Origin of the sequence: Hydrogenophaga sp. (genome assembly GCF_018780385.1) — a bacterium.
Lineage (GTDB): Bacteria > Pseudomonadota > Gammaproteobacteria > Burkholderiales > Burkholderiaceae_C > Hydrogenophaga.
This window is the reverse complement of sequence record NZ_JADMJO010000007.1, coordinates 14,275-39,128: the sequence shown is the minus strand read 5'-3', so window position 1 is coordinate 39,128 and position 24,854 is coordinate 14,275. Positions and strand designations below refer to the sequence as shown.

Here is a 24,854-nt window from a genome sequence, read left to right as displayed (position 1 = left end):
GCCCGGCAGTTCGTCCTGTTCGAGCAGCGTGCGCGTCGAAAAGGTCAGGTGCGCCCTGCTCAGGCACAGCATCTTGTGGATTTCCATGTGAGGTCTCGTGTGAGGGCCTCAATCCCACCTGGACTGGGCCCGGTGGCAGGAAGTGATGTGGCGTGCACAGGGCACGCAGCTTTCTCATGGAGCGAGAGGTGCCTGAAGTTTCTTGCTACCGGGGCTGTAGTGCAAGCTATCACGACCACCCGTGGCGGTCCAAAGGATGCAAGCACTTCCTCTGTGCACTCACCACAAAGCAAAACGCCCCCAGCTGGTAGCTGAGGGCGTTTTGGGGTTGAGCTATTGCGGCTCTGTTGCGGGTACTTAAGCGTCTGCTCTAGCGCGGCGCCCAGAGGGCGTCGAACGATCTTCCAGATAGTCGATCTTCTGATCCGCGCGGCGATTTTCTTCGGCCAGGATTGCGGTTTGCTTGCTGATCCAACGGCTGGCCAAGAGCGCGAAGATGATGCCTACGAGCATGATGATTTTGAGCAGATCGGCGGTTGACATGATCGTGTTCAGTATGTGCTGCATGTTGATGTGATGATTGTAGGGCGTGCCCCACGAAACGCAACGGCTTGTGCTTCGCGTGAGGCCATTCATTTCTAAAGGTCCTTCTTGCTTCGCTCAAGCTCAGCGCGGACGACGTCACGAGCAATGCTGCGCATGGTTCCAGCCATCTTTCGATGTGCCTTTTTCTCATCGCGGTCACGTAGCTCTGTGGCCCAAAGGGCAGCTCTGTTTGCGATTGTCGAAAAGGCGACAAACCATGCAAAGGTGAAAGCGATGAGAACGATGTCCTCGTCGCGGCAACCGATGTAGGCGGCAGCACCAGAGCCCAGCAGCGACAGGTCGTGGGCGATTTCTCTCCCACGATCCACCATCTCGGGGATTTCACGTTACTCCTTGAGCCGCATTTTCATCGGCTCCCACAGCGTCACCACCAGACCCAGAACTGCAGTGAGCATTCCCGGCGCGAGTGCCACAAGGATTTCTAGGTATCCGATTTTTTGTACTCCTTGAGGTTGTTGAAACCTGACAAGGAGCACCCCCAACGGGATGTTCCCGTCAGGACGTTGATTGCATGCACAGGGCATGCGGCAGTCGCAATTGCGAAAGGTGGAGAAAGTTTAGGTGCTGGCTGCGATCAGCGCCAGCGATGGCGACCAGCCGAGCGGGCCCCGCCGATACGAGCGCGCCTCACAGGCCATCGAACTCTGCGGGATCGTGGCCCGAGCTGGAGCCCTTTGAGCGCGGGCTCAGGAAACCGACTGCGGACATGAGGTCACGCACCCAGTAGATGCCCGCATCGATGTCGCCCCTGCCCACGCTGGGCGGCAGGCATTCATCCCATCCCTCGGTGTGTCCATGCGCCGGCGCAATGCCCCAGACCTTCTGTGGCTTGTCGGCGGCAGGCGCCATGCCGCGCTGCGTGACGAACTCTTTGTCCAGTTCGTAAAACACCCAGGCCTCTTGGGGGCCGAGGCGAAAGTACTGGAAGTTGCAGCCTGGTGCATGGCCCGGGTACTGGGGGAAGCGGGCTTCGGGATCGGCCTTGGCCGGAACCCGGCTCATCGGCGGCGGCGCCGCTGCGGTGTTTTGTGGGGGCGTGATCGCACCGTGCGGACTGGCTTGGAGCGCAGCCGCCAAGTTGTGGCTTCTGGCCTTGGCGATGGCCGCCCAACGCATGCCCGCCGCCAGCGAGCGCTGGCGTTCGTTTTCGGCGGCGATCTCGTGCGCCCGCCGCTCCATCGCATCGATCTCACGTTGAGCCGACGCGCGCATGCCGTACGAGTCGGGCTGGTAGCCCCAGTGGATCTGCGCGGTTTGCGTGAGTGCGGCCATCGCCTCCTGGCGCGTTCTGGTTCCGCGTGGCCACGAAGGGACCACCACCAACGTGGCGTAGGCGCAGTCCTCGGGCAGATCGTCCAGAGAAGGGCTGGACATGCCGCCCACCTGGACGAAGAACGTCATCGGCGCGCCCGTCTCGAGCATTCCGGTGGCCACCGGCTGGTCCTTGGTCGGCGCATCGCGCCATGTGAGGGGTCCCACCAGCTGCGCACCCCATGTCACCGGCTGCGATCGGGAGAGCCACAGCGTGCTCATGCTGGCGTTGGTCGTGTAGAGCGGCAGCACCAGCGCGCCGCGCGCGTGCAGTTGGCGCAGGTGTTCGATGCCGAGGCTTCGTGCGAGGTTTTCCGCGCCGACCGCGCACTCGGGACGCTCCTGTGAGGCCTCGTGCGCGAAGTGCCATTCGTACTCGTTGCCCTGCTTGGCCACCAGCGGACTTTTGCAGGTCGGGCAGAAGCAGCCGCACCCTGCCCCCTTGGTCACATCACCGACGAAACGGATCTCGCCGAGCGCGTCGTACGCCATGATCATCACCGCGGCCATTGCCGAAAGCTCTCCAGGTTGGGTTCAGTTTGAGTGTTGACGACTGTGAATCAGTAGTCCATGTTCGACATGTCTTCGAAGCGAGTCAGCGAGCTTAAAAAGGCGAGCTTGACAATTCCGGTCGGGCCGTTTCGCTGTTTTCCGATGATGATTTCGGCAACGCCTGGCTCCTTGCAAGCATCCTTGGTGTAGTACTCATCGCGGTAGATGAACATGATGATGTCGGCGTCCTGCTCGATGGCGCCGGACTCGCGCAAGTCGCTCATCATCGGACGCTTGTCGGCTCGCGCTTCCACACTGCGGTTGAGCTGCGAGAGCGCAATCACCGGGCACTGCAGTTCCTTGGCCAGCATCTTCAGGCCGCGCGAAATCTCCCCAATCTCGGAGGCGCGGTTGTCCCCATCGTTGTTGCCGCTCATGAGCTGCAGGTAGTCGACCACGATCAGCCCCAGCCCGCCTGTCTGTCGAGCCAGCCGCCGCGCGTTGGCGCGAAGCTCGGAAGGTTTGAGGCCCGGACTGTCATCGATGTGCAGGCGCACGTTGCGCAGTTTCTCGATGGCTTCGGTGAGCCGCGGCCACTCATCGTCGGTGAGTTTGCCGCTGCGCAGGTGGCTCTGGTGGATGCGCCCGATGGAGCCCACGATGCGCAGCGCCAGTTGGGACGCCCCCATCTCCATCGAAAACACCGCCACCGCCTTGTCCTCGTGCAGCGCCACGTGCTCGGCGATGTTGATGGCGAAGGCGGTTTTGCCCATGCTGGGACGCGCGGCCAGCACCACCAGGTCGCCCGCCTGCAGCCCCGAGGTCATGCGGTCCAGGTCGATGTAGCCGGTGGGCACGCCGGTGACATCGCTGGGGTTGTCTGCCCGAGCCGAGACATCGTCGATCAGCTGGGCCACGAGGTTGTGCATGGACTGGAAGCCGTCCTTCATCCGGGAGCCCTGCTCCCCGATGTGAAACACCTTCTGCTCGGCCTCGTCGAGGATGGTGGCCACGTCGCGCCCCTGCGGGTTCATGGCGGAGGTGGCGATCTCGTCGCTGGCGGAGATGAGGCGGCGCAGGATGGCGCGCTCGCGAACGAGCTCGGCGTAGCGGCGGATGTTGGCGGCCGAAGGGACGTACTGGGCCAGCGAGTTGAGGTACTGCAGCCCGCCGGCGCTCTCGTCCTTGCCCAGGCTGCGCAGGCGCTCAAAAACCGTGACCACATCGGCGGCTTGAGACGCGTTGACCAGGTGCTCCACCGTCTCGAACACCAGCCGGTGCTCGTATCGGTAGAAATCGTCGGGGCGCAGGAGGTCGCCCACCCGGTCCCAGGCGCTGTTGTCCAAGAGCAAGCCGCCCAGCACGCTCGACTCGGCCTCCACGGAGTGCGGGGGCACGCGCAGCAGGGCGGTGCCGGCATCGCCGGGAGCCGCGCTGAAGGAATCGGGCGCGTCAAAACTGGAAGGCGGTTCGATGGGCGCGGGGGCAGCGTGGACGGTGCGTTGCTGATGCCGGGGCGTGTTCCCATGGGCTTGGGCTCGCGCAGAAGCGAATTCGGCCTGCGGCTCTGCGCCGTTGGAACGCGGGGTCGGGTCGAACAGGCCGCCACCGGGCGGCGGGGGCTGGCTGATGTCTTCGAACTCGTCGTGTTTCACGCGCCATTTCCTTTTTCGCGGCGTACCGTTTTCTGGCCGGGTTGCCCGTTCTTGTCAATGCGGTTGTCTGCCCCCGCGATCTCGCCTTGGGCTTTGGAATCGGGGCTGGTCGTGCTTTGCGTGGTGATGCCGGCGGCGCGCGCGATCACGCGCATGCCCTCCAGTGTCTTGAAGCCTGCGCGGGTCTTTGCCTCCTCTTCGGGCATGGTGCGCAGCCAGTGGTGGATCAGGGTGTTGCGGATCACCGAGGTCCCTTGCGCGGTGCGCGGAGTGCCCCGAACGCCTTCGCCTGTGGCGGGGTCAAGCCCCGCAAACGCGCGCTTGAAGATCAGGTACACCGCTGCCGGCTCCATCGGGAAAAACCGGTCCTTGATCGGTTGTCCCTCCTCGTCTTTGCGGGACTGGCGCGACGGGAACAGCGGCCCGTTCAGACTGTGTTTCTTCAAGTGGGACTCCCGGCGCGCGAGCGGGACGTGCCTGGCGGCCATGTCGGTGAGCATCGCCTCGCGCTGCGCCACCCACGGGAGCAAGACCTCGCACACCCGGGCGGGCAGCACGAAGCTGCGGCCGTTGAGGGCGCGTTCGCTGTGGGGCTGGGAGGGGCGCACGGTCAGCACCACCGGGGCGGCGGGCATGCGGGCACCTGCCGGGTTGTCGATGGCCGGGTTGATCAGGTTGAGGGTGGGGGTGGGTGGCGTGCCTTCGCGCTCGCTGCCCGGCAGCGTGCGCTGCGCGGCCTGGGCCATGGCCTGGAGGATGGTGTGGGGGCCGGCGCCGAGGTCGCGCAGCTGGAGCTCGATGAGTTCGGCCGTGGTGATGCCGCACTCGGCCACCAGCGCCACGGCGGCGCGGTCGCGCAGCAGTCGCCAGTGGCTTTTGGTGTCGGAGGTGGGGGAGAAGATCTCCTGCAGCTGGCGCGTGTTCTGCAGGCGCGCAAGCACCCCGGGGGGCAACACCCCGCCCTGTGCATCCTTGGCCACGTACTCGGGCTGCAGCTCACCGACGGTGGGCGCCTCATCGATCCATTTCTTGTGTTTGGCGTATTCGTAGGCCCCTTTGAGGACGCTGAAATAGCGCACCTGGGTGAGGCTGGACATCCTGGAGGGGTTGCGCGCGGGGCGGTGCTGGCGGCGCAGGCTGGGCGCCGGGCCACTGAGAAACGTGCTGACGGTCTGCGGCGTTGTGTCGCTCCAGTGCAGGGCTTGGGCAGCGAGCCAGCGGCACCAGGCGCCCCACAGCACGGCATTGGCGCGCACGCTGCTCTGTTTCAACGGTTTCGGCTCCACCCGGGTCCGGCACACCTGTGAATACCCGTGGATGACCTCCTCGTGGCTGGGAGCATTGGGATGGGTACGGCCCCGCGCGGGTGGCACCGGAGGGGGCAACTCGGGCGGCAGCGGGGTTGTCAGGGGGTGGATGCGCGGCCTGCCGCGTTTGCGCGGTGCGCCGCCGTCCACGTCAGCGGGTGATGGCGCGCGGGGGGGCTGGCGGGTTTTCATGATTGTGGCCCTTCCGGGTGGCCCATGGTCGTGGCGTCGACCGCAGACATGGCGCTCTGGAAGATGCGCTGTCGCGTGGGCATATCGAGCGCGTGGAGCTGGTGCAGGTTGTTCATCTCGTGCAGCTGTTCCATCAGCAGGCCTTTGAAGGCGCCGGGGTCGTGCCGGCGCGCGAACTTGCCCTCTCCGATGTCCACCGGTGGCGCGGGCGGCGTCAGGGACAGCAGAAAGATGGCCCACAGATCGGGGATGGGCGCGAGGAAGTGCTCGGCGGAGTTCGAGAGGTACATCAGGTCATCGACGCAGCGCCCGACGCGCGGGTTGGCGACCTCCTCGCGGCCGAAGACCGGGCAGATGCACCCCACATCGAGGGGCACATCGTGCAGCCCACTGCCCAGGACAAAGGGTTGGCGGTTCGGTGGGTTCATGGCGGTGATGCAAGCATGGGTTGCTGGGGAGGTGGGTCTTCGTGGAAATAAAGATATATGAATAGCTATTTATATCAAGTCTTGCTCCCCCTCTATCCTGATAAACCTCTTCTGCAGAACCAAAAAACACAATAGAAGTCGAGGCAAAGCGGCGCCAAAGATGCGAGATGGAAAATAGAAAAAACAGAAAGGTCAACCAAAGGGCCCCCCGCCACCCCAGATTTTTCAGGATCGCGTGTCTGCTGGGCATGAAGTGACCGCTAGTTATATGACTTTTATTATTCTCGGAAGTGCCGGGGTGACGGGAGATCTGCTCCGCCCGATCTGAACGACGGCAGAAACTGAGACCCTCTTTGCGGATGCATTGGTACACCGACACGGCGCAGCCGCCTCGTTTCATCCGACATCGGTCTAGTTTTTATATCAAGTAGTTCATCACCGGAACAGGTTTGCCACTGAAAAGTCGCGGAATGGCTTGCCTTCGATTTCTCTACGTCAGGTCAACTTCACCCCTTTTAATGAAGCCGAGCAATCGCTCGAAGGTAATTCGAAGGGCACGAGGATTTCCGCGGGCAACGGCCGATCGAACTCCTTGCAACACGGCAAGGCACTCAACTCGTCCGGAGTAAACTGGTGTGCAAGGAGCACGGCGTCTACATATAACCGCAGATTTAGCGTGCCCCTGCTGGGACAAGACAGGTTGAAGTGGGATGCTCACCCTGCCCCGCCCGTTCATACGCCCAGAATGCTCAATACGCTGTACAGCGTATTGATGTATCGGTTGCATGCTTCTCAGGGCCCGCTTTTCATTCGCTGGCATGGCCGTGAAAGGATGCGGCACCCGCGCGACATGAGCGCTGCGGAGGTGGATGCGTTTCTCACAATGCCGACCAACCGTCAAATATCTCCCGTCCACCGCAAGCGGCCGGCGATCCCATCTTGATGGGTAGCTGTTCCCCAGCTCCAAAGCTAGACTTCAGGAATCGGCCAAGAGCCGTCATTCACAGCAAGGGCAGAATCCACTGCATCAGTCATACCTCGAAGAGGAAATCCGATGCCGAAGCCAAACAGGTTACGTCCGTTTTCGTTCGTCCTCGCTGTGCCGGACCTCGCTCGGAATGCTGCCTACTTCAGAGATGCCCTTGATTTCAGAGTTGAATGGCCCGAGGGGACTGGGTGGCAGCTTCTTTCGCGCAGGGACGTACGCATCATGGTTGGGCATTGTCCAGATGCCGTCCCGCCGTCTGCGACGGGCGACCACAGCTACTTCGGATACTTGCATGTCGATGACGTTGATGCACTCCATGAAGAACTCGTCAGCCGGGGCGCGTTGATACAACAGCCACCGGCGGACAAGCCGCATGGCATGCGTGAGTTCCTGGTGGCAACGCCGGACGGGCATCGCCTCATGATTGGTCAGGACCTTGCAGCGAGAGCTGCCAGCTAAGCACGCGCGCGGCCAGAAGCAGTCGTACAAATTGGACCCGTTGAGCGACACTCACACGGAACCCGCTACGACCCCAATATCGGCGGAACCATCGAGCACCGCACGCACGATGTCGTGGCTGAGCATCTCGCGCAGATGAATGTTGATGTCCGGATGGTTCTTCAGGTAACTACCTAGAACCGGTGGCAAAAACTCGCACAGGGCGGTTGCGTTGGAGAAGATGCGAAGCTGGCCTTTGATGCCATTTGCGTACTCCTGCATGTCGCCGCGCATGTTTTCGATTTGGCCCAGCACTGCAATGGCGTGCTGCAAAAAGGTCTTGCCAGGCTGGGTCAGCGTCATGCCTTGACTGCTGCGGTACAGCAGTTTGGCCCCGACGCTTTCCTCCAGGTTCTTGATGCGAGTGCTGGCTGCCGCCAGGGAGATGTACGAGCTTTCAGCGCCACGGGTGAGGCTATTGAGTTCGGCTACCCGAACAATTAGACGCAAGTCGACCAGATCAAAGTGCATGGGCAGAAGCGATTTGGTTGCGCCGGACTGGCTTCCCAGCCGGGGCAAGCGATGGGGACGCAGCGCTAACGCCGGGAAGAGTTCAAGCATGCCCTTCGGAAATGCCAAAGCACCGCTTTCGAAATCAAAGATTGCTCAGGTAGTCCACTATAGTGACCATAGGGGCTGTGCCCAATCTTGTACCTCCTTCCTGCAGATCATGAGCGAAGACATCCGTGCCCTAGATGCCATTACGCTGGCGGACTTGCGCAGCTGGGTCGGTTGCACGGAAGCCTCCAAAGACGACATCACCCCGGCGCCGCTGCGTGCCTTGTCAGCTGCGCTCGACCGCGGCGATCCCGACCCGGCGTTGGGTGCCGTGGTGCCGCCCCTGTGGCACTGGCTCTACTTTCTGCAGCACCCACGCCAAAGCGAGCTTGGCGTCGATGGGCATGCCAAGCGAGGCGGCTTTCTGCCACCCGTGCCGCTGCCCCGGCGAATGTGGGCAGGTGGGCGACTGCGGTGGCAGGCGGAGAACCCGCTTTTGGTCGGCGATGCAGTTAGCCGGATCTCCAGGATCGCGTCCGTCGAGCACAAGGCAGGACGCAGTGGGGACCTGCTATTTGTGCTGGTTGAGCACGAGATGTACAACCAGCGGGGACTGACACTCACCGAGGAGCACGACATTGTTTACCGAGCAGCGGCCCGGCGAGACGACGCGGTGCCCAGGCCCATTGCCGCCGAGGCCACCGCCGCATGGCAGCGGGAAGTGGTGCCCGACCCCGTGCTGCTGTTCCGCTATTCAGCGCTCACCTTCAATGGTCACCGCATCCACTACGACCGAAGCTACGCTACCGAGGTCGAGGGCTATCCGGGCCTGATCGTGCACGGGCCACTGATCGCGACTTTGCTGGTAGACCTGGTGCGCCGACAACGGCCTGAGGCGAGCATCCAGTCGTTTGAATTTCGAGCGGTGCGACCCACGTTTGACCTGTACGCCTTCCGACTCAATGGCCAGCTGTCGGCCGACGGCAAGACCGTTCGCCTCTGGGCCCAGGATAACGAAGGCTGGCTAACTATGCAGGGCAGCGCCACGCTGGCCTGAGCGCTGGACCTCGAATCACATCAACAACCCAAATTTCATGATCAAGACCACCTCCGACCAGTACCAGGACATTCGCGACGCCGTGCGCGCGCTGTGCGCAGAGTTTCCAGATGCCTACCACCGAGAGATCGACGAACAGCGCGGCTACCCCGAGGCCTTCGTCAACGCGCTGACCAAGGCCGGCTGGTTGGCCGCCATGATTCCGGCTGACTTTGGCGGCTCCGGCCTGGGCCTAGCAGAGGCTTCGGTGATCATGGAAGAGATCAACCGTAGCGGTGGCAATTCTGGCGCCTGCCACGGTCAGATGTACAACATGAGCACTTTGCTGCGTCACGGATCTGCTGAGCAAAAATCCTTGTACCTGCCCAAGATCGCCACCGGCGAATGGCGGCTGCAGTCCATGGGCGTGACCGAGCCCACTACCGGCACCGACACCACCCAGCTCAAGACCACGGCGGTAAAAAAGGGCGACAAATACGTGGTGAACGGCCAGAAGGTCTGGATCTCCCGGGTGCAGCATTCCGACTGGATGATTCTGCTGGCGCGAACTACGCCGCTCGCCGAGGTCAAGAAAAAGACCCAGGGTATGAGCATCTTCATGGTCGATTTGCGCGAGGCAGAAAAAAGCGGTATGACAGTGCGACCCATTGCGAACATGGTCAACCACGAGACCAACGAGCTATTCTTTGAGAACCTCGAAATCCCCGAAGACAACCTCATCGGCAAAGAAGGCGAAGGGTTCAAGTACATCCTCGACGGCCTGAACGCCGAGCGCACGCTGATCGCGGCGGAATGCATTGGCGATGGCTACTGGTTTCTCGACCGGGTAACGAAATACGTGCGCGAACGCGTGGTGTTCGGCCGCCCGATCGGGCAGAACCAGGGCGTGCAGTTCCCCATCGCCGACGCCTACATCGAAGTCGAAGCCGCCAACTTGATGCGCTACAAGGCTTGCGAACTGTTCGACGCCGACCTGCCCTGCGGCGCTCAGGCCAATATGGCCAAGTACCTGGCGGCCAAGGCGAGCTGGGAGGCGGCCAACGCCTGCATCCAGTTCCACGGTGGTTTTGGTTTCGCCACCGAATACGACGTGGAGCGCAAGTTCCGCGAGACGCGGCTCTATCAGGTGGCCCCGATCTCAACCAACCTGATCTATTCCTACGTGGCAGAGCACTTGCTCGACTTGCCGCGTTCGTTCTGAGTACTGGGCATGACGAGAACGTCAGTTCTCACAGCAGAGAAGCGCGCACAGAAACGTCGGTCGCTCGACGGCATCACAGTGGTCTCGCTCGAGCACGCCATTCCTGCACCGTCGCGTGCGACATCTCGGGTTACGGCGAAGACGGCCCCTACCGCGGCAAAAAGGTTTACGACTTGCTGATCCAGAGCGAGGCCGGGTTCCTCTCTGTCACTGGCACGCCCGAGGTGCCCAGCAAGTCGGTAGCCGACATTGCCGCCGGCATGTACGCTTACACCAGCGTGCTGTCGGCTCTGCTGCTGCGCGGGACCACCGGGGTGGGCAGCCACATCAACGTGTCCATGCTCGAAGCGCTAGGCGAATGGATGTCCTTTCCGATTTACTACGCCTTCGAGGGCGCGTCTCCGCCACCGCGGAGTGGCGCCGCCCACGCTAACGTCTACCCCTACGGCGCTTTTGCCGCTGGCTACGGCAGCACCGTGATGCTGGGCCTGCTGAACGAGCGCGAGTGGAAAGCGTTTTGCGCCACGGTGTTGAAGAACCCCGCGTTGGCCAACGACCCGCGCTTTAACAAAAACGAGCGCCGTAACCAGAACCGCGATGCGCTCAAGGCCATTCTGCTGGCCGCGTTTGGCGCGCTGAACGCCGACCAAGTCTGCGCGTTGCTGGAACAGGCGCAGATCGCCAACGCTCGCATGAACGACATGGCCGGTCTCTGGGCCCACCCCCAGCTCCAGGCGCGTGAGCGTTGGCGCAGCGTGGGATCGCCCGAGGGCGACATACCTGCCCTGTTGCCACCGGGCCGCAGCAACGCCTTCGACTACCGCATGGACCCGGTGCCTGCCGTCGGCCAGCACAGCGAAGCTATCCTGGCCGAAACCGGCCTGACCGCCACCGCGATTGCTACGGTGCGCGCTTTGGGCGCTATCTGAACCTCCTGCACTGCAACCCACATGCCGCTCGAAAGAACCCATATGACGCCCCCGAGCGCCCAACTCGCCACTTTTTCTGCCGAACTGCGGTTCGAGCAGATTCCCGAGACCGTGGTTCGAAAAACAGAAGACCTGCTGGTTGACTGGTTCGGCTCGGCCGTGGCTGGGCATGGCTCGCGCCCGGTGGACAGCATCGCGCGCTTTGCATTGGCCATGGGTGGCGCAAGCGAGCCTGGTGGCCCATCGGAAGTCATCGTGAACCGGCTTCGCACCAGCCCCTATCTCGCAGCGATGGTAAACGCCGCCGCTTCCCACGTGGCCGAGCAGGACGATGTGCACAACGGCTCGGTGTTCCACCCGGCTGCTGTTGTCTTCCCTGCTGCGTTGGCGGTAGCGCAGGCCATCGGGGCCAGCGGCGCGCGCTTCTTGTCCGCCTCGGTGGCGGGTTACGAAGTGGGTATTCGGGTCGGTGAATTCCTCGGGCGCTCGCACTACAAGGTGTTCCACACCACCGGCACCGCAGGCACTTTGGCCGCAGCGGCAGCCGTCGGCAATCTGCTCGGTCTCAACAGCGCGCAGATGCTGCATGCCTTAGGCTCAGCAGGAATGCAGTCAGCTGGGTTGTGGGAATTTTTGCGCACCGCGTCCGACAGCAAACAGTTGCACACCGCGCACGCTGCCGCTGTCGGCTTGATGTCGGCCTACCTGGCGCTGGATGGTTTCACCGGTGCGGCACAAATTTTTGAAGGACCGCAAGGCATGGCCGCTGGCATGTCCAGCGACGCCGACCCCGCTAAACTGGTGGACGGGCTAGGCCAGCGCTGGGCCACGGTCGAAACCTCGTTCAAGTTCCATGCGTCGTGCCGCCACACCCACCCCGCCGCCGACGCGCTGCTGCAGGTGATAAAGGCCAACAGTCTGCGTCCCGGCGATGTAGCGCGCGTGGTCGCGCATGTGCACCAGGGCGCGATCGACGTGCTGGGCCCGGTGGTCAACCCGAGCACGGTGCACCAGAGCAAGTTTTCCATGGGCACTGTATTGGCACTGGTGGCACGCTTCGAGCACGCCGATCTCAACGCCTTTGATCAGCACTTTAAGAGCGCCGATACCGTGTCGTTTTGCGACAAGGTCGAGATGCAACTAGACGACGAAGTCGATACCGCCTACCCGCAGCGCTGGATCGGCAAGGTCACGGTGTACACCACCGATGGCCGCGCGCTAAACGGACGGGTGGACGAACCCAAGGGCGACCCGGGCAATACGCTGACCCGCTCGGAAATCACCGACAAGGCTTTGCGGCTGGCGGCCTACAGCGGCGGCGCCACACCCGCGCAAATGCAGACCGCCATCGATGGCCTGTGGCAAATCGCTAGCGCTGACCGTGTCGGAGTTTTGCTGAATCCATGAACACATCCACCCTGTCCACGCTGGCCTCGGTCTTCACCTTTTTGTTCGTGCCAACCAACCGTCCGGAGCGCCTAGCCAAGGCCCTCGGCAGTGGTGCAGGCGCGGTGATCGTGGACTTGGAAGACACTGTGGCGCTGGTCGAAAAGTCGATCGCGCGCTTCTATCTGGCGCAGGCGCTTGTGACCCTGGACGAGGCCGAGCACTCGCGCCTGCTGGTGCGCATCAATGCAGCGGGCACACCTTGACATGAAGATGATCTGGCGCTGGTGAATCAGCTCGCCGTCCAGGGCCTGGCCGGGGTGGTCGTGCCCAAGGAAGAGTCATTAGCTCAGCTGGCGCATGTGTGGGCGCACGTCGACAGGGTCAGCAACACCGGCTCTTGCGTGTTCTTTCCGCTGAAGCCGGCCGTTGGGTCCGCGAGGATCGCGTTCTCTCAGATGACCGCTACTGACTCGAGACGACCATGATGTCAAGGTTCGTCTGCCATAGGCGGCAATCGCCTTTTACGGACTCAGCCGGGTCGTGGGCCCGCCGCTGGCGGCGATGCTCCTTTACCGCAGTGGCGACGCCGAGCTCGGTTTCACGCGGTCACTGGTGACCGGTGCGCTGCTGTACTTGTGGATGGGCCGAGCGTTACCAAGACTCTGAGCGATTCTCGCGCCATGGCGTCTAATCTTACTCAGTTGGCGATTGCCATTGGTGGCCAACCATGCGAATTCTCTGAGCCCGGCCGATTCTTCAGCCACCACGACCAGTCCTGCGGGAGCAGCGAGAAGGGGTCAGCGTGTGCAAGCTCCCGCGCCGCCCAGATCGGCCAGTGCGGGTTGGCCAGTGCCGGCCGTCCGAGGAACACCAGATCAACGAGTTCGTCACGTATGACCTGGTCCGCCACTGCTGGCTGGCCCAGGTTCCAGCTAGCCGCCACCGGAATACCAACCTCTCTGCGTACGCGGCTTCCCCGCTCCACCATGAAAGCAGCACGGGAGAACGGTGGCTCGCGCATCTCGTCGGTGTTCATGCCGATGCTCAGGTCTGCAAGATCCAGCCCGTGAACCTTCAATTGAGCGATCGCCCAGACCGCGTCGTCGAACTTCACGCCGTCTTCATGGAAATCATCAGTACCCAGACGCATCGTCAAGGGCAGCCGCTCGGGCCAAACGGCGCGTACCGCGTCTAGTGCCTCTCGATGAAAGCGCAGGCGCTTGTCAAGTGTTCCGCCGTACGCATCCGTGCGTTGATTGGCCAAGGGAGAGAAAAAACTCGCACCGAGGTAACCATGCGCGAAATGCATCTCCAGCCACTCGAACCCAGCCGCGATCGCCCGTTTTGCGGCGGCCGCATAGGCCCGATGTAAATCATGGATCTCCGCTACGCTGAGCTCATTCACGGGGTATGGGAAGCGCCCGCCAAAGGGAATGGGCGAGGGGCCGCGCACTTGCCAGCCATCAGGGTGGTCTGGAGCAATCTGCCGCTTACCCTCCCAAGGCAGTTGCTCGCTTCCCTTGCGGCCGGTATGGCCAAGCTGAATCGCTGGTACCGCGCCCATGCCCTTGATTATCCTGACCACGCGAGCCAGGCTTTCGATCTGCTCGTCCTCCCAGAGCCCGGCGCACGCGGTGCTGGTACGGCCGTCGGGTGTGATGGCGATCTGTTCGGTGAAGACCAAGCCGAATCCACCGGCCGCACGCGAGCCCATCAGCATCACGTGGAAATCATTCATCTTCGCGTCCGGTGTGCACCGATACATCGTCATCGGCGACATCGCGATGCGATTGCGAAGCGTGACACCCTTGAGCGTGTAGGGGGAAAACAAATTAGGCATGGACATGCTCCCGTGTTTCTTTCATCTTTTCATCGCCCATACCCGCGCTAAGACAGCCAGCAGCCCCTGGCGTGCAGGACACCGCTCTTGGTAAACGCACCCATGGCAAGGCCGAAGTCAAGCGCCCTGCGAGAGCTGACCTCAGCAGATACGAGATGTGAGGATAAATATCACTCGCGGCTCAGACGGTGCGGCCGCCGTCCACCGGGAACTCGACGCCCGAGATGAAGGCTGCTTCATCGCTGGCGAGGAACACCGCAGCGTTGGCCACGTCGTCGGGCCGCGACAGCCTCCCGAGCGGGATGGTAGCTATGAAGCGCGCGCGGTTCTCGGGCGTGTCGGGCATGCCCATGAAGGCCTCGAGCAGCGCAGTCTCGCCGATGACGGGACAGATGGAGTTGACGCGAATGCGGTCGGGGCCGAGTTCCACGGCCATTGACTTGGACAGCAGGTTGACCGCGCCCTTGCTGGCGTTGTACCAGGTGAGACCCGGCCGCGGTCGGATGCCGGCAGTGGAGCCCACGTTGAGGATCACTCCACCGCCCTGAGCGCGCATCACTGGCACCACCTCGTGCGTCATGTGGTAAATCGACTTCACGTTGATCGCGAACACGCGGTCGAAGGTAGCCTCGTCCACGTCAAGCAGCGGCTGGTTGCGGTGCGTCCAACCCGCGTTGTTCACCACCACGTCGATACGGCCGAAACGCTCGCGCGCACCCGCCACCAGGTCGGCCACGTCGCGGCGCGAGGTCACGTCGCAGCGAACGCCAACGCTGCGACCGCCACAGCGTGTGGCTACCTCACGCGCGCCGGCTTCGTTGATGTCGGCCAGCACCACGTGCGCGCCCTCGCGCGCGCAGGCCAGCGCTATGCCGGCGCCGAAGCCGCTGGCCGCGCCGGTAACGATGATGGTCTTTTCCTTGAGTCGCATGGTCTCCTCCGTCGTGGTGTTCCAAGGTACGCGTGCAGTGTGCGGCGCGACCGGGGTCAAGGCCATTGCCGATCTGCAAACGCAGGCTTGCACGCCTTGCAGATCCGGGTTTTCACCGAGGCATGGTCGGGTCCATTGCCCGGTGGCAGGGGGATACTTGAGTCCTTCCTGCGTGACCACCTATGCTGCCCGACCTCGACTCCCTGGTGCTTTTCATCCGCGCGGCCGAGACCCGCAACCTCACGCGCGCGGCCGAAGCAAGCTTCATCACCGTGCCAGCGGCCAGCCGGCGCCTGTCGCTTCTGGAACATCAGTTCAAGGCGCAGCTGTTCGAGCGGCATTCGCGCGGGCTGGATCTCACGGCTGCGGGCGAGCGCCTGCTGGTGCTTGCGCGCGAGGTGATCGCCACCGTGCACCACATGCGCGCCGAGATGACCAACTACGGCTCCGGTCACACCGCGGTGCTGCGAATCCACGGCAACACCTCGGCGATGGCGCAATTCCTGCCGGCCGACATTGCCAGTTTCCATCCCACGCGTCCGGACATTCGGCTGGTGCTGGAGGAATGCTGGAGCGCCGATGCCATCCGCAAGCTACGCAGTGGCGACATCGACCTGGGAGTGGTCGTCGAGGGTGTGGACACCGTGGGTCTGGCCACGCTGCCGTATCGCCACGATCAGCTCGCGGCGGTTGCGCCGCCAAAGTTGGCCTTGCCCGAGCGCGTCACCTTCAGCGACCTGCTGGACCACGACCTGGTCGGTCTGGAGGGCGGGAGCTCCCTCACTCGCCTGCTGGAAGCCCACGCCACCGGTCTGATGAAGCCCATGGCGCTGCGTGTGCAGGTGCGCAGCTTCGAGGCTGTGTGCCGCGCGGTCGAGGCCGGCCTGGGCATCGGCGTGTTGCCCATGCAGGCCGCGCGAGGCACCGCCCAGTCGATGAACCTCCAGGTGCTGCCGCTCGCCGATCCTTGGGCATCCCGCCGCATGTTGCTGTGTACACGCACCGTGGCAGACCCGACCTCTGCGCTGGGCGCCTTGCTGATGCATTTGCAAGGCTGCGCCGCCCGCGAGGAAGCCGGGGTTTAAACCGCTGCAAGGCTGGCTTCGCCAGCGGGCAATTGCCTTGAGCGGATACCCTGGCCATCATCGCGGCCATGAACATCGCCACCCGCCCGCCGCGCAGCTTCCTGTTCTTGCCCGCCACCCGTCTGGAGCGGCTGGACAAAGCGCTGACTAGTGGCGCGGATGCGGTCATCATCGATCTGGAGGACGCGGTGGCACCGGCGGACAAGGCCGCCGCGCGCGCTGCACTGGCCAACGCCGCAGCGCCGATGGCCAGCGCAGCGCCTGGCACCCTTTGGCTGCGCATCAACGCCATGGGCACACGCGAAGCCTCCGCCGACCTAGACCTATGGCAAGCCTTGCCGGCACCAGGCATCGTCCTGCCCAAGACACAAGGGCTGGACGAACTGCGCGCCCTGCCCCCTGGCTGCCCCGTTCTGGCACTGATCGAGAGCGCGCAGGGCCTGGCGATGGCGCCCCGGCTGGGCGAGGTGCCGGCGGTCGTCGGCCTGGCCTTCGGCAGCATCGACTACGCACTGGACCTGGGTGGCATCGATCCCGACGACCGCGAGGCATTGCGCCACGCACGCTCCACCCTGGTGTGGGCCGCGCGTGTGGCCGGCCTGCCAGCGCCTGTGGACGGCGTGACTGCGCGGCTAGACGACGATGCGGCACTTCTGGCAGATGCGGGCGAGGCGCGCCGGCTGGGGTTCGGTGCCAAGCTGTGCATCCACCCCAGACAGGTGGCCACAGTGAACGCCATGTTTGCCCCAAGCGCGGCCGACATTGAGTGGGCCCGGCGCGTGGTGGCGGCAGCGGGCGATGGCGCGGCCACACAGCTTGACGGCGCGATGATCGATCGCCCGGTGCTGCAGCGCGCGCAGCGCGTGCTGGCCGCCGCGCGCTGACCTGCCAGCACGCCGCTCAGTGCGGGCGGGTGCGCTGCACCGACGGCCGTTGCGCCAGCGCCGCGCCCAGGTCACGCAGCGCCGGCATCGCGGGCAACCACGGCGCATCGGTGAAGCGGAAATCAAGGTAGTCGAGTGCGTCAATCGCGGCCAGCGCGTCCAGCGTGGGCGCATCGTCGGTACGCAAGCGGCCCTCCGCAGCCATCGCCTCCAGTCGCTGCATGCCCTCGAGCATCGAGCGGCGCCTCCGCAGCCCCACCGGCGTCTCGTCGAACAGGGCTGGCGCCGTCACCTTGCGGATGATGATGGTGTGCACGGCTGCATCGATCACACCGAGCGCGATGCCGGTTCGCGACAGGACACCGGCAGGATCGCTGCCCAGCAGGCTGGGCGTACCGGGTCGGGTGGCTTCCAGCCACTGCACGATGAGCAGGCTTTCAGTCATGGGCGTTCCGTCGTCCAGCACCAGCGTGGGCACGCGGGTGGCCGCGTTGGCTGCGCGCAGGCGGGGATCGTCCGCCCAGGGATCGACGATGGTGGGTTCGACCTCGACGCCTTTTTCGATCAGCGCCATACGCGCGAGTCGGACGTAGGGCGAGGTGGTGTTGGCCAGCAAGTGCATATGTGTCTCCTGTGGGCGAGGGTCAGGCCGGCAGCGCGCCGAGTTGCTTGAGCATGCCCAGGTTGTCGAGCAGCGCCCAGTGTTCGATAAGCACGCCATCGCGGATCTGGAACAGATCGAGCACACCGATGTCGATCTTGCGCCCGGTCGCGGGCATGTCGCCAAACGGCCCGGTGTGCGTGGCTTGGACGCGCAGGCGCACCAACACCTTCTCGCCTTCGGCCACGAAATCCTCCAACGGCAACCTCATGTCGGGAAAGGCCGGCATCAGGGCGTCGTGGAGCTGTGCCACACCTGCCGGCCCACGCACCTCGAAGGGCAGTCCCGGATCGTGGCGCACGAAGGTCGGTGCGATGTGCTTCTGCATCCAGGCTACGTCTCTCTTGAGGAAGGCGGTGAAGTAGTCGCGGCAGAGCTGTTTGTTGGCTTCCGTTGTCATGATCTGGTCTCCTTGGTCGGCGGAATCAGGCGGGCAGCACGTCGAACCCCAGGCGGGGAAAGTGCAAGTGCAGGTCGCCGGCCTGCGAGTCGTGGCGGTGGATCACCACCTGGGCGTCGCTGGCGGCCACCAGCGTGCCGTGCACCGGCACGCGCGCGTTGTCGTCGGGGGTCACCACGACGGCGGCGCCTGGCTTGAGACCGGCCGGGTCGCCGTCGGGGCGCAGGTGGGTGACGGGCGCGGGGCGCGCGGCCGCTGCGGCCGCCAGCGCTTCTTCGGGCATCATCGGCGTAACATATCCGTGACCGACGGCTGCCAGGCGGTCGTACCAGGCCTCCAGTCCTTGCAGGCCGGCCAGCACATCCACCTCGGGCGGCGAGTTCTTACGCAGCAGGAAGGTCGTCTGCCAGCAGGCTAGGTCGAGCACGCTGGGGGTGGGACCGAACAGGAAATCGTAGCCGCGGACACGCGCCGCCGCCAGCGCCGATTTGAGCCAGCTGTACTGGGCATGCAGCACCTGCAGGTGGTGCGGCAGTCCGGGCGCCATCGCCGGCTTGCTGATGTCGATGCCCAGATAGCCCTCCTTGCGGTCCTTGATGAACTCCGGCGGCAATGCGTCACCAATGTAGTGCACCAGCACGCCGATGGTGGGGATCCAGACCGCCCGCTCCCATGCAAATGCCATGCCGCGCGCCAGGCCCTCGCAATCATTCGGGTACAGCGACGGTTCGGGTTGCAGGCGCTCCAGCGCGGGCAGGATGGCATTGGTGTCGCAGTAGATGTCGGCCCCGATCTGCAGCACCGGGATTCGGCGATAGCCACCGGTGAGCGCGGCCAGCAGGGGACGCGGTGGCAGCGGCGCCACATCCACCGATCGCCAGGCGATGCGCTTGAGGCCCAGGGTAGTGCGGATCTTTTCCGAGAAGGGCGAGAGCGCGTAGTTGTGAAGAACGATGTCGGTCAAGGAATGTCTCCGGTGAGGTGTGTTCTTGTGAGGTTGTCCGGCGGTCTTCAGTACATGATGTGGCCACCGTCGACCACCAGCGTTTGTCCCGACACGAAGCCCGACAGGTCGGACAGCATGTACACGGCGGTGCCGACGAGATCGTCCGGCCGCTGCTCGCGCCCGATGGCGCGAGCCTTCAGGAACGACTGCTGCCACTCGATGGGGCGGTTCTTCGTAGCGTCGGTGATGACGAAGCCCGGCGCGATGCAGTTCACCCGTACGCCGTGCTTGCCGACCTCCTTGGCCAGACCCTTGGTCATGGACAGCACCGCGCCTTTGGTGGCCACGTAGTGCAGATAGCCGGGTTGGCCCGCCACCGCCACCACCGACGCGATATTCACGATGGCACCGCTGCCTTGAGCACGCATGGAGGGCATCACGGCCTTGCAGCAGTTCCACACGCCCTTCACGTTGACTGCGAAGATGCGGTCCCACTGGGCCGGGTCGATGTCCTCGAAATCGGTCAGCTTGACCTCGCGAAAGTAGGCTGCGTTGTTGATCAGGCCGTCTATGCGGCCGAATCGCTGCAGGGCGGCCGCGGCCATGGCCTGCGTGGACGCGTCGTCGGCCACATCGGCGCGCACGTACAGCGCCTGTCCGCCGGCCCGGGCGATGAGGTCCATGGTCTCGTCGGCCGGGCCCATGTCGGCCACCACGATGCGCGCGCCCTGGGCGCTGCAAGCCAGCGAAAATGCCTGGCCAATGCCGGTGGCCGCACCGGTGACGATGACGGTCCGGCCGTCGAGCAAAGGGGTTGATGACACAGTGCGGTCTCCTGGGTTGGTGAATGGGAGTGGATGTTCAATGTTTGTGGGGTGCGGTCCCCGGGCGCGCCGGCCGGGCCAGGCAACGGCCGTTGTCGGCGCATTCCTCGGCGAGCAGCACGCGCACCACGCGCTCGCGCACCGGGCCGGCGATGTCGATCTCGATCGCCCAGGAGCCACCCATCTCGAGCGCGAGTTCGCCACGGTATTCTCCCGGCGCCACGCCCGGCACCGCCTTCACCGGCCGCACCGAATGGGCCATGGGCATCGACGGCATCGTGGCGCCCAGCGTGACGCTGGCGCCGCTCATGGGCTCGCCCTGCGCGGTGCGCAGTCCTACGCGGCAATCCAGAATCGGGCCCAGGCCATGGGCGTCGCACTGCAGGTCCACCTGCGGTCGGCGGGTCTGTGCGGCCACTGGCTGGAGCAACGACAGCAAGGCTGCAGCTATGCACAGGCGTTTCATCATGTTTTCCTCCGTAGGAATCGGGACAATCGGTGCACGGTGACTTCGTCGAGCAGGCCCCGGGGCCGGTATCGCAGGAACAGCGCGACCAGCCCGCCGAAGACGACCATGCGCCAGCCGGCAAAGACCTTGGTGGCTTCGAGCAGTCCGATGTCGAAGGCCACGCCGATCAGCGGCCCCAGCGCCGTGCCCAGCCCGCCGATCAGCGCGTACCCCACCGCGTGTACGCCCAACATGGAATCGAACAGCGCGGGCTCGATGTAGGTGGCGCGGTGCGCGTACAGCCCACCCCCCAGTGCGGCCAGCGCGCCCGCCAGGCCCACCGCAAACAGCTGTAGCCGCAGCACCGGCAGGCCCTGGCTGGCGGCCAGTGCTTCGTCGTGGCCCACCTGCCGCAACGCCAGTCCAAGACGGCGAGGGCGCAGCCAAGCTAGCGCCAGCAACACCCCCAGCAGCGTGCCCGCGCAGATCAATAGAAAGAAGCCGGGGGAAACATCGTTCTCCAGCAGCCAGCGGATGTCACGGAAACCGTCCGCACCCTGCGGCCCCACCGGTTGGCCGTCGATCTCGTGCGTGAAGTGCCAACTCAGGAGGCCGATACGCATCATCTCGGCCAGCGCCAGCGTGGCCACCGCATAGTTCAGACCGGACAGACGCAGCGTCGGGAACGCCAGCATCACCGACAGCACAGCCCCCACAACCATGCCGAGCAGCAGCGCCAGGCTCAGGGGCCATTGGGCCAGTGTGGACGCCAGCCCCGACGCATAGGCACCGACTCCGAAATAGGCCTGCTGCCCGAACGAGATGCGCCCCACCAGCAGCACGAGGTAGGCCGACAGCGCCAGCAGCGAGAAGATCGCGATGTCGGTCGCGAGTCCGATGGCCTGATCAACCGGCATGAACCACTCTCCCCTGCAGCCCACGGAGCCCGGCCGGCCCCAGCACCAGCACGGCGAACAACAAGGCCCAGCTGGCGAACTCCCGCCCCACCGGGCCGAATGCCGCTTGCGCATGCGCTTCCACGATGCCCAGCAGCCAGCCACCCCAGAGCACGCCGCGCACGCTGCCCAGACCTCCCAGCATGGCCGCCACCAGGCCCTTGGTGAGCATCCACATGCCCAGCATGGGCGTGACCTGGCCTTCGATGGCCAGCACTGCAAAAGCTGCCACGCCGGACAACGCGCAGGCCACCAGAAAGGCCGTGGCCTGCACGCGGCCGACGGCGATGCCCACTAGCCCGGCCGCCGTGCGCTGGGTGGCGGTGGCCCGCCAGGCCAGACCACCGCGCGTACGTTGCAGCCATATGCCCAGGGCCAGGGTCAGCCCAATGGCGAGCAAGGCCACCACCAGCCGATCCGGCCTCAGGTACAGACCGAGCCAGGCCCACTCGGTGGACGAGGACAGATGCGGAAAGGCATTGAGGTGCCGCGGTAACAGGTTGACCGCGAGCTGTTCAAGCTGCATCCAGAGCGCAAAGCTCGACGCCAGCGCAACCACCTCGCGCCCGTCGAAGCCGCTGCCCAAGCGCATCGCGCTGCCACGCCCTTCGTGACCATCGGCCCGACCCAGCGCGCCGAAGCAAAGGCGCTCGACATACAGACCGATCAGCGCAGCTCCGCCGATCACGCACAGCGCCACGCCCCAGGCCGGCACGGCATGGCGGGTGAACAACCAAGCGCCCACGTAAGCGGCCAGCATGGCGGTGGCTCCGTAGGCAAGATTGAGGCGGCGCAGCGTGCCGAACGTCAGGGTCAGGCCCAGGCCGACGAGTGCGTAAGCCGATCCTTCAAGCCAGCCATCGAGCGTGCGTTGCAGCAGGTCTTGCACCACACGCACCTGCGACTCAGGCAGCCCGACGCTGCCCGAGGTAGGCGCGCTGGATCACGTCATCGCTGCTCATCTCGCCCGGATTGCCCGAGAAGGTCACGCGACCCTGCTCCATCAGGTAGAAGTGCTGCGCCACCTTAAGCGCCATGTGGGCGTTCTGCTCGACCAGGAAGATGCTCACCCCTTCTGCGTGCAGCTGCCGGATGATCTGGAATATCTCGGCCACCACCAGCGGGGCCAGACCCACCGACGGCTCATCCATCAACAGCAGGCGTGGCCGCGACATCAGCGCCCGTGCCACCGCCAACATCTGCTGTTCGCCACCCGACAAGGTGCCCGCCATCTGGTCCACCCGTTCCTTCAGACGCGGGAAGCGAACGAACATGCGGTCGATGTCGTCGCGGATGGCGTTGCGGTCGCGCCGGCGGAAGGCTCCAGCCATGAGGTTCTCGCGCACGCTGAGCACAGGGAACACCAGCCGGTTCTCGGGCACCAGGGCCAGACCGCGCGCCACGATGTCGGCGCTGGACTTGCCCACCAGCTCTTCACCCTCGAAACGGATCGAGCCCGTCTTTGGCCTGAGGATGCCCGCCACGGTCATCATGAGCGTGGTCTTTCCCGCGCCGTTAGGGCCCAGCAGACAGGTCACCTGCCCGCTCTGCGCCGTCAGGTCCACCCCCTTGAGCGCTTCGATCTTGCCGTAGGCCGTGGCCAGTCCTTCAATGATCAGCATGGTTGTTTCCTCGGTCAGGCGGCCTGGGCCACGGAGTCGTCGGCGCCCAGGTAGGCCGCACGCACGGCCGGGTCCTGCTGCACCTGGGCGGGTGTGCCTTCGGCGATCTTGCGACCGAAGTTGAGCACCGCCACGCGGTCGCAGACCTCCATCACCAGCTCCATGTGGTGCTCGATTAGCAGGATCGTGTGGCCGCGATCTCGCAGCTCCCGGATGCGCTGGTCGAGTTCTTCGATCTCTTCGGCGTTCATGCCGGCGGCAGGCTCGTCCAGCAGCAGCAGCTCGGCGCCCGATGCCGCGGCGCGCGCCAGTTCGAGGCGGCGCTGTTCGCCGAAAGCGAGATTGCCCGCAAGCACATCGGCCTTGTCGGCCAGGTTGCTGAAGGCCAACAGGCGCTGCACCTCCTCGCGCGCCTGATGGCCGGAGGCCAGCCAGCGCGCCTTCAGGCCCGACCAGCCGCCCTCGCGCACCACGCGCGCTGCCCAGACGTTCTGCCAAACCGTCAGATTGCCGAACAGTCGGATGTTCTGGAAGGTGCGCGCGATCCCGAGCTCCGCGCGTGTGTGCACCGGCAACTGGCCGATGTCCTGCCCCTTGAAGCGCAGCGCCCCGGTGGTAGGCGCATACAGGCCTGCAATCAAGTTGACGGTGGTGCTCTTGCCCGAGCCGTTCGGTCCGATCAGACCCAGGATCTCTCCCTTGCGCACCGTCAGGTCGAGCTGGTCCAGGGCCTTGACGCCACCGAAATGGCGGCTGAGCTGCTGCAACTCAAGCATGGGCTTTCTCCTTGTTGCCCGCATCGCTCTGGCCGTCCGGCGCACGGCCACCGCGCAGCAACCGACCCAGTGGCGAGGTGATCATGCCGCTGGGACGCACCAGCATCATCAACAGGATGAGCGCCCCGAACAGCAGGCTGCGCCAGTCACCTAGGAAACGCAGGCCCTCAATCAGGATGCCCTGGATGAAAACCACGGCCAGCACGGTGCCGAACAGGCTGGAGAGCCCGCCCAGAATGGGGTAGGCAATGGCGAAGGTGGCCAGCAGGATGGTGAAGTTGGAGTGCTCGATATGCGTGGTGTAGTGCGCGAACACGCTGCCGGCCACGCCCGCGATGGCGCCGCCGATGCCGAAGGCAGACACCTTGGCGGCAGTCAGGTTGACGCCCACGCTCTGGGCGGCCACCTCGTCCTCGCCCACGGCACGCCAGAGGGTGCCGACACGCGAGCGGTCCAGCCACGCGAGCACCGCCATCACCATCAGCACCAGACCCCAGATCAGCAGCACGATCTCGGTCGAGGTCCAGCCGTTGCTTGGGAAGTAGCGAATGCCGCCGAAGCCCAGACTGCCGTCGGGGCCAATCGGCGTTCCTTCGGGGCCCGGCACGCGCCAGGTGAGGTTGAAGAAGAACAGGCGAACGATTTCGGCGAACGCGGTGGTGGCCACGACCAGCATCAGGCCCTTGACCCGCAGCGCGGGAAAACCCACCGCGATGGCAACTACGGCCGCTATGAAGGCGGCCGCCGGCAGCGCCAGCCACAGCGGCCAGCCGGCCATCGACGTGAGCATGCCGGCGGCATAAGCGCCCACCGCGAAGAAGCCGCCCTGCGCCAGCGACACCTGACCGGTTTGCAGCACGCACCAGGCCGACAGGCCCAGCAAGGTGTGCACGCCGATGACCTGTGCTAGTCCGAGATAGAAGTCCATGG

At 64.6% G+C, this 24,854-nt stretch carries 25 protein-coding genes and 2 pseudogenes; 8 read left to right on the top strand and 19 right to left on the bottom strand.

Annotation, left to right across the window (positions count from 1 at the left end):
* Positions 1 to 357: 357 nt before the first annotated feature.
* The 6 genes from IV113_RS05875 to IV113_RS05850 all read right to left on the bottom strand — a co-directional run bounded on the left by IV113_RS05875 (position 358) and on the right by IV113_RS05850 (position 5,991).
* Positions 358 to 567: a hypothetical protein gene (locus IV113_RS05875; RefSeq protein ID WP_291081703.1), complete on the bottom strand. Its 210-nt coding sequence runs from the start codon at positions 565 to 567 to the stop codon at positions 358 to 360.
* A 71-nt stretch (positions 568 to 638) separates the two neighbouring features.
* Entirely contained in the window at positions 639 to 917 is a 279-nt protein-coding gene (locus tag IV113_RS05870) for a hypothetical protein (protein WP_291081702.1), read from the bottom strand.
* 316 nt (positions 918 to 1,233) lie between these two features.
* Positions 1,234 to 2,427 (bottom strand): competence protein CoiA family protein, encoded by a 1,194-nt coding sequence (locus tag IV113_RS05865; RefSeq protein WP_291081701.1) that lies wholly within the window; start codon positions 2,425 to 2,427, stop codon positions 1,234 to 1,236.
* A gap of 50 nt (positions 2,428 to 2,477) precedes the next feature.
* Complete coding sequence (gene dnaB, locus IV113_RS05860) at positions 2,478 to 3,815, bottom strand: replicative DNA helicase (protein ID WP_291081815.1); 1,338 nt, start codon at positions 3,813 to 3,815, stop codon at positions 2,478 to 2,480.
* 245 nt (positions 3,816 to 4,060) lie between these two features.
* Positions 4,061 to 5,335 carry a hypothetical protein gene (locus IV113_RS05855; protein WP_291081700.1) on the bottom strand — a complete coding sequence of 425 codons (1,275 nt, stop codon included), beginning with the start codon at positions 5,333 to 5,335 and terminating at the stop codon, positions 4,061 to 4,063.
* Between the two features lie 224 nt (positions 5,336 to 5,559).
* Complete coding sequence (locus IV113_RS05850; RefSeq protein ID WP_291081699.1) at positions 5,560 to 5,991, bottom strand: hypothetical protein; 432 nt, start codon at positions 5,989 to 5,991, stop codon at positions 5,560 to 5,562.
* Between the two features lie 1,054 nt (positions 5,992 to 7,045).
* On the opposite strand from IV113_RS05850, the gene IV113_RS05845 reads away from it, so the two are divergent.
* Complete coding sequence (locus tag IV113_RS05845; protein ID WP_291081698.1) at positions 7,046 to 7,438, top strand: VOC family protein; 393 nt, start codon at positions 7,046 to 7,048, stop codon at positions 7,436 to 7,438.
* A 54-nt stretch (positions 7,439 to 7,492) separates the two neighbouring features.
* On the opposite strand, the pseudogene IV113_RS05840 reads toward IV113_RS05845, so the two are convergent.
* A pseudogene (locus IV113_RS05840) lies at positions 7,493 to 7,948 on the bottom strand (LysR family transcriptional regulator); the annotation flags it as partial.
* Between the two features lie 199 nt (positions 7,949 to 8,147).
* On the opposite strand from IV113_RS05840, the gene IV113_RS05835 reads away from it, so the two are divergent.
* The 5 genes and pseudogenes from IV113_RS05835 to IV113_RS05815 all read left to right on the top strand — a co-directional run bounded on the left by IV113_RS05835 (position 8,148) and on the right by IV113_RS05815 (position 12,814).
* The gene (locus tag IV113_RS05835) at positions 8,148 to 9,032 is read left to right on the top strand and encodes a MaoC family dehydratase N-terminal domain-containing protein (RefSeq protein ID WP_291081697.1); all 885 of its coding nucleotides are present in this window, start codon (positions 8,148 to 8,150) and stop codon (positions 9,030 to 9,032) included.
* Positions 9,033 to 9,069: 37 nt separating this feature from the next.
* Positions 9,070 to 10,233, top strand: a complete 1,164-nt coding sequence (locus tag IV113_RS05830; RefSeq protein WP_291081696.1) for an acyl-CoA dehydrogenase family protein — start codon at positions 9,070 to 9,072, stop codon at positions 10,231 to 10,233.
* Between the two features lie 89 nt (positions 10,234 to 10,322).
* Positions 10,323 to 11,162 (top strand): annotated as a pseudogene (locus IV113_RS05825) (CaiB/BaiF CoA-transferase family protein); the annotation flags it as partial.
* Positions 11,163 to 11,204: 42 nt separating this feature from the next.
* Positions 11,205 to 12,569, top strand: coding sequence for an MmgE/PrpD family protein (locus tag IV113_RS05820; protein ID WP_291081695.1), 1,365 nt, complete (start codon positions 11,205 to 11,207; stop codon positions 12,567 to 12,569).
* The gene (locus IV113_RS05815) at positions 12,566 to 12,814 is read left to right on the top strand and encodes an aldolase/citrate lyase family protein (RefSeq protein ID WP_291081694.1); all 249 of its coding nucleotides are present in this window, start codon (positions 12,566 to 12,568) and stop codon (positions 12,812 to 12,814) included. The genes IV113_RS05820 and IV113_RS05815 overlap by 4 nt, the downstream gene beginning before the upstream one ends.
* Positions 12,815 to 13,248: 434 nt before the next feature.
* Here IV113_RS05815 and IV113_RS05810 read toward each other — a convergent pair whose 3' ends face one another.
* Together IV113_RS05810 and IV113_RS05805 are read right to left on the bottom strand one after the other, a co-directional pair.
* Positions 13,249 to 14,391, bottom strand: a complete 1,143-nt coding sequence (locus IV113_RS05810) for an NADH:flavin oxidoreductase/NADH oxidase (RefSeq protein WP_291081693.1) — start codon at positions 14,389 to 14,391, stop codon at positions 13,249 to 13,251.
* Positions 14,392 to 14,572: 181 nt separating this feature from the next.
* The gene (locus tag IV113_RS05805; protein WP_291081692.1) at positions 14,573 to 15,322 is read right to left on the bottom strand and encodes an SDR family oxidoreductase; all 750 of its coding nucleotides are present in this window, start codon (positions 15,320 to 15,322) and stop codon (positions 14,573 to 14,575) included.
* A 182-nt stretch (positions 15,323 to 15,504) separates the two neighbouring features.
* Between IV113_RS05805 and IV113_RS05800 the strand changes: the two genes are divergently transcribed.
* Positions 15,505 to 16,407: a LysR family transcriptional regulator gene (locus IV113_RS05800; RefSeq protein ID WP_291081691.1), complete on the top strand. Its 903-nt coding sequence runs from the start codon at positions 15,505 to 15,507 to the stop codon at positions 16,405 to 16,407.
* A 68-nt stretch (positions 16,408 to 16,475) separates the two neighbouring features.
* Positions 16,476 to 17,291, top strand: coding sequence for a CoA ester lyase (locus tag IV113_RS05795; RefSeq protein ID WP_291081690.1), 816 nt, complete (start codon positions 16,476 to 16,478; stop codon positions 17,289 to 17,291).
* A 16-nt stretch (positions 17,292 to 17,307) separates the two neighbouring features.
* Here IV113_RS05795 and IV113_RS05790 read toward each other — a convergent pair whose 3' ends face one another.
* Genes IV113_RS05790 through IV113_RS05745 form a run of 10 tightly spaced genes read right to left on the bottom strand, consistent with a single transcriptional unit; the run spans position 17,308 to position 24,852 of the window.
* Positions 17,308 to 17,913, bottom strand: a complete 606-nt coding sequence (locus IV113_RS05790) for a glutathione S-transferase N-terminal domain-containing protein (protein ID WP_291081689.1) — start codon at positions 17,911 to 17,913, stop codon at positions 17,308 to 17,310.
* 22 nt (positions 17,914 to 17,935) lie between these two features.
* On the bottom strand, positions 17,936 to 18,352 hold the full coding sequence (locus IV113_RS05785; RefSeq protein WP_291081688.1) for an ester cyclase: 417 nt from the start codon (positions 18,350 to 18,352) through the stop codon (positions 17,936 to 17,938).
* Between the two features lie 25 nt (positions 18,353 to 18,377).
* The gene (locus IV113_RS05780) at positions 18,378 to 19,316 is read right to left on the bottom strand and encodes a glutathione S-transferase family protein (RefSeq protein ID WP_291081687.1); all 939 of its coding nucleotides are present in this window, start codon (positions 19,314 to 19,316) and stop codon (positions 18,378 to 18,380) included.
* Between the two features lie 47 nt (positions 19,317 to 19,363).
* Entirely contained in the window at positions 19,364 to 20,122 is a 759-nt protein-coding gene (locus IV113_RS05775; protein WP_291081686.1) for a 3-oxoacyl-ACP reductase family protein, read from the bottom strand.
* A 37-nt stretch (positions 20,123 to 20,159) separates the two neighbouring features.
* Positions 20,160 to 20,591 (bottom strand): FixH family protein, encoded by a 432-nt coding sequence (locus IV113_RS05770; RefSeq protein ID WP_291081685.1) that lies wholly within the window; start codon positions 20,589 to 20,591, stop codon positions 20,160 to 20,162.
* Complete coding sequence (locus tag IV113_RS05765; protein WP_291081684.1) at positions 20,588 to 21,487, bottom strand: branched-chain amino acid ABC transporter permease; 900 nt, start codon at positions 21,485 to 21,487, stop codon at positions 20,588 to 20,590. The genes IV113_RS05770 and IV113_RS05765 overlap by 4 nt, the downstream gene beginning before the upstream one ends.
* Positions 21,477 to 22,415, bottom strand: coding sequence for a branched-chain amino acid ABC transporter permease (locus tag IV113_RS05760; protein WP_291081683.1), 939 nt, complete (start codon positions 22,413 to 22,415; stop codon positions 21,477 to 21,479). The genes IV113_RS05765 and IV113_RS05760 overlap by 11 nt, the downstream gene beginning before the upstream one ends.
* 16 nt (positions 22,416 to 22,431) lie before the next feature.
* Entirely contained in the window at positions 22,432 to 23,166 is a 735-nt protein-coding gene (locus IV113_RS05755) for an ABC transporter ATP-binding protein (RefSeq protein ID WP_291081813.1), read from the bottom strand.
* Positions 23,163 to 23,924, bottom strand: a complete 762-nt coding sequence (locus tag IV113_RS05750; RefSeq protein ID WP_291081682.1) for an ABC transporter ATP-binding protein — start codon at positions 23,922 to 23,924, stop codon at positions 23,163 to 23,165. Before IV113_RS05750 ends, IV113_RS05755 begins: the two co-directional genes overlap by 4 nt.
* Positions 23,917 to 24,852, bottom strand: coding sequence for a branched-chain amino acid ABC transporter permease (locus tag IV113_RS05745; protein ID WP_291081681.1), 936 nt, complete (start codon positions 24,850 to 24,852; stop codon positions 23,917 to 23,919). Before IV113_RS05745 ends, IV113_RS05750 begins: the two co-directional genes overlap by 8 nt.
* Positions 24,853 to 24,854: the final 2 nt, after the last annotated feature.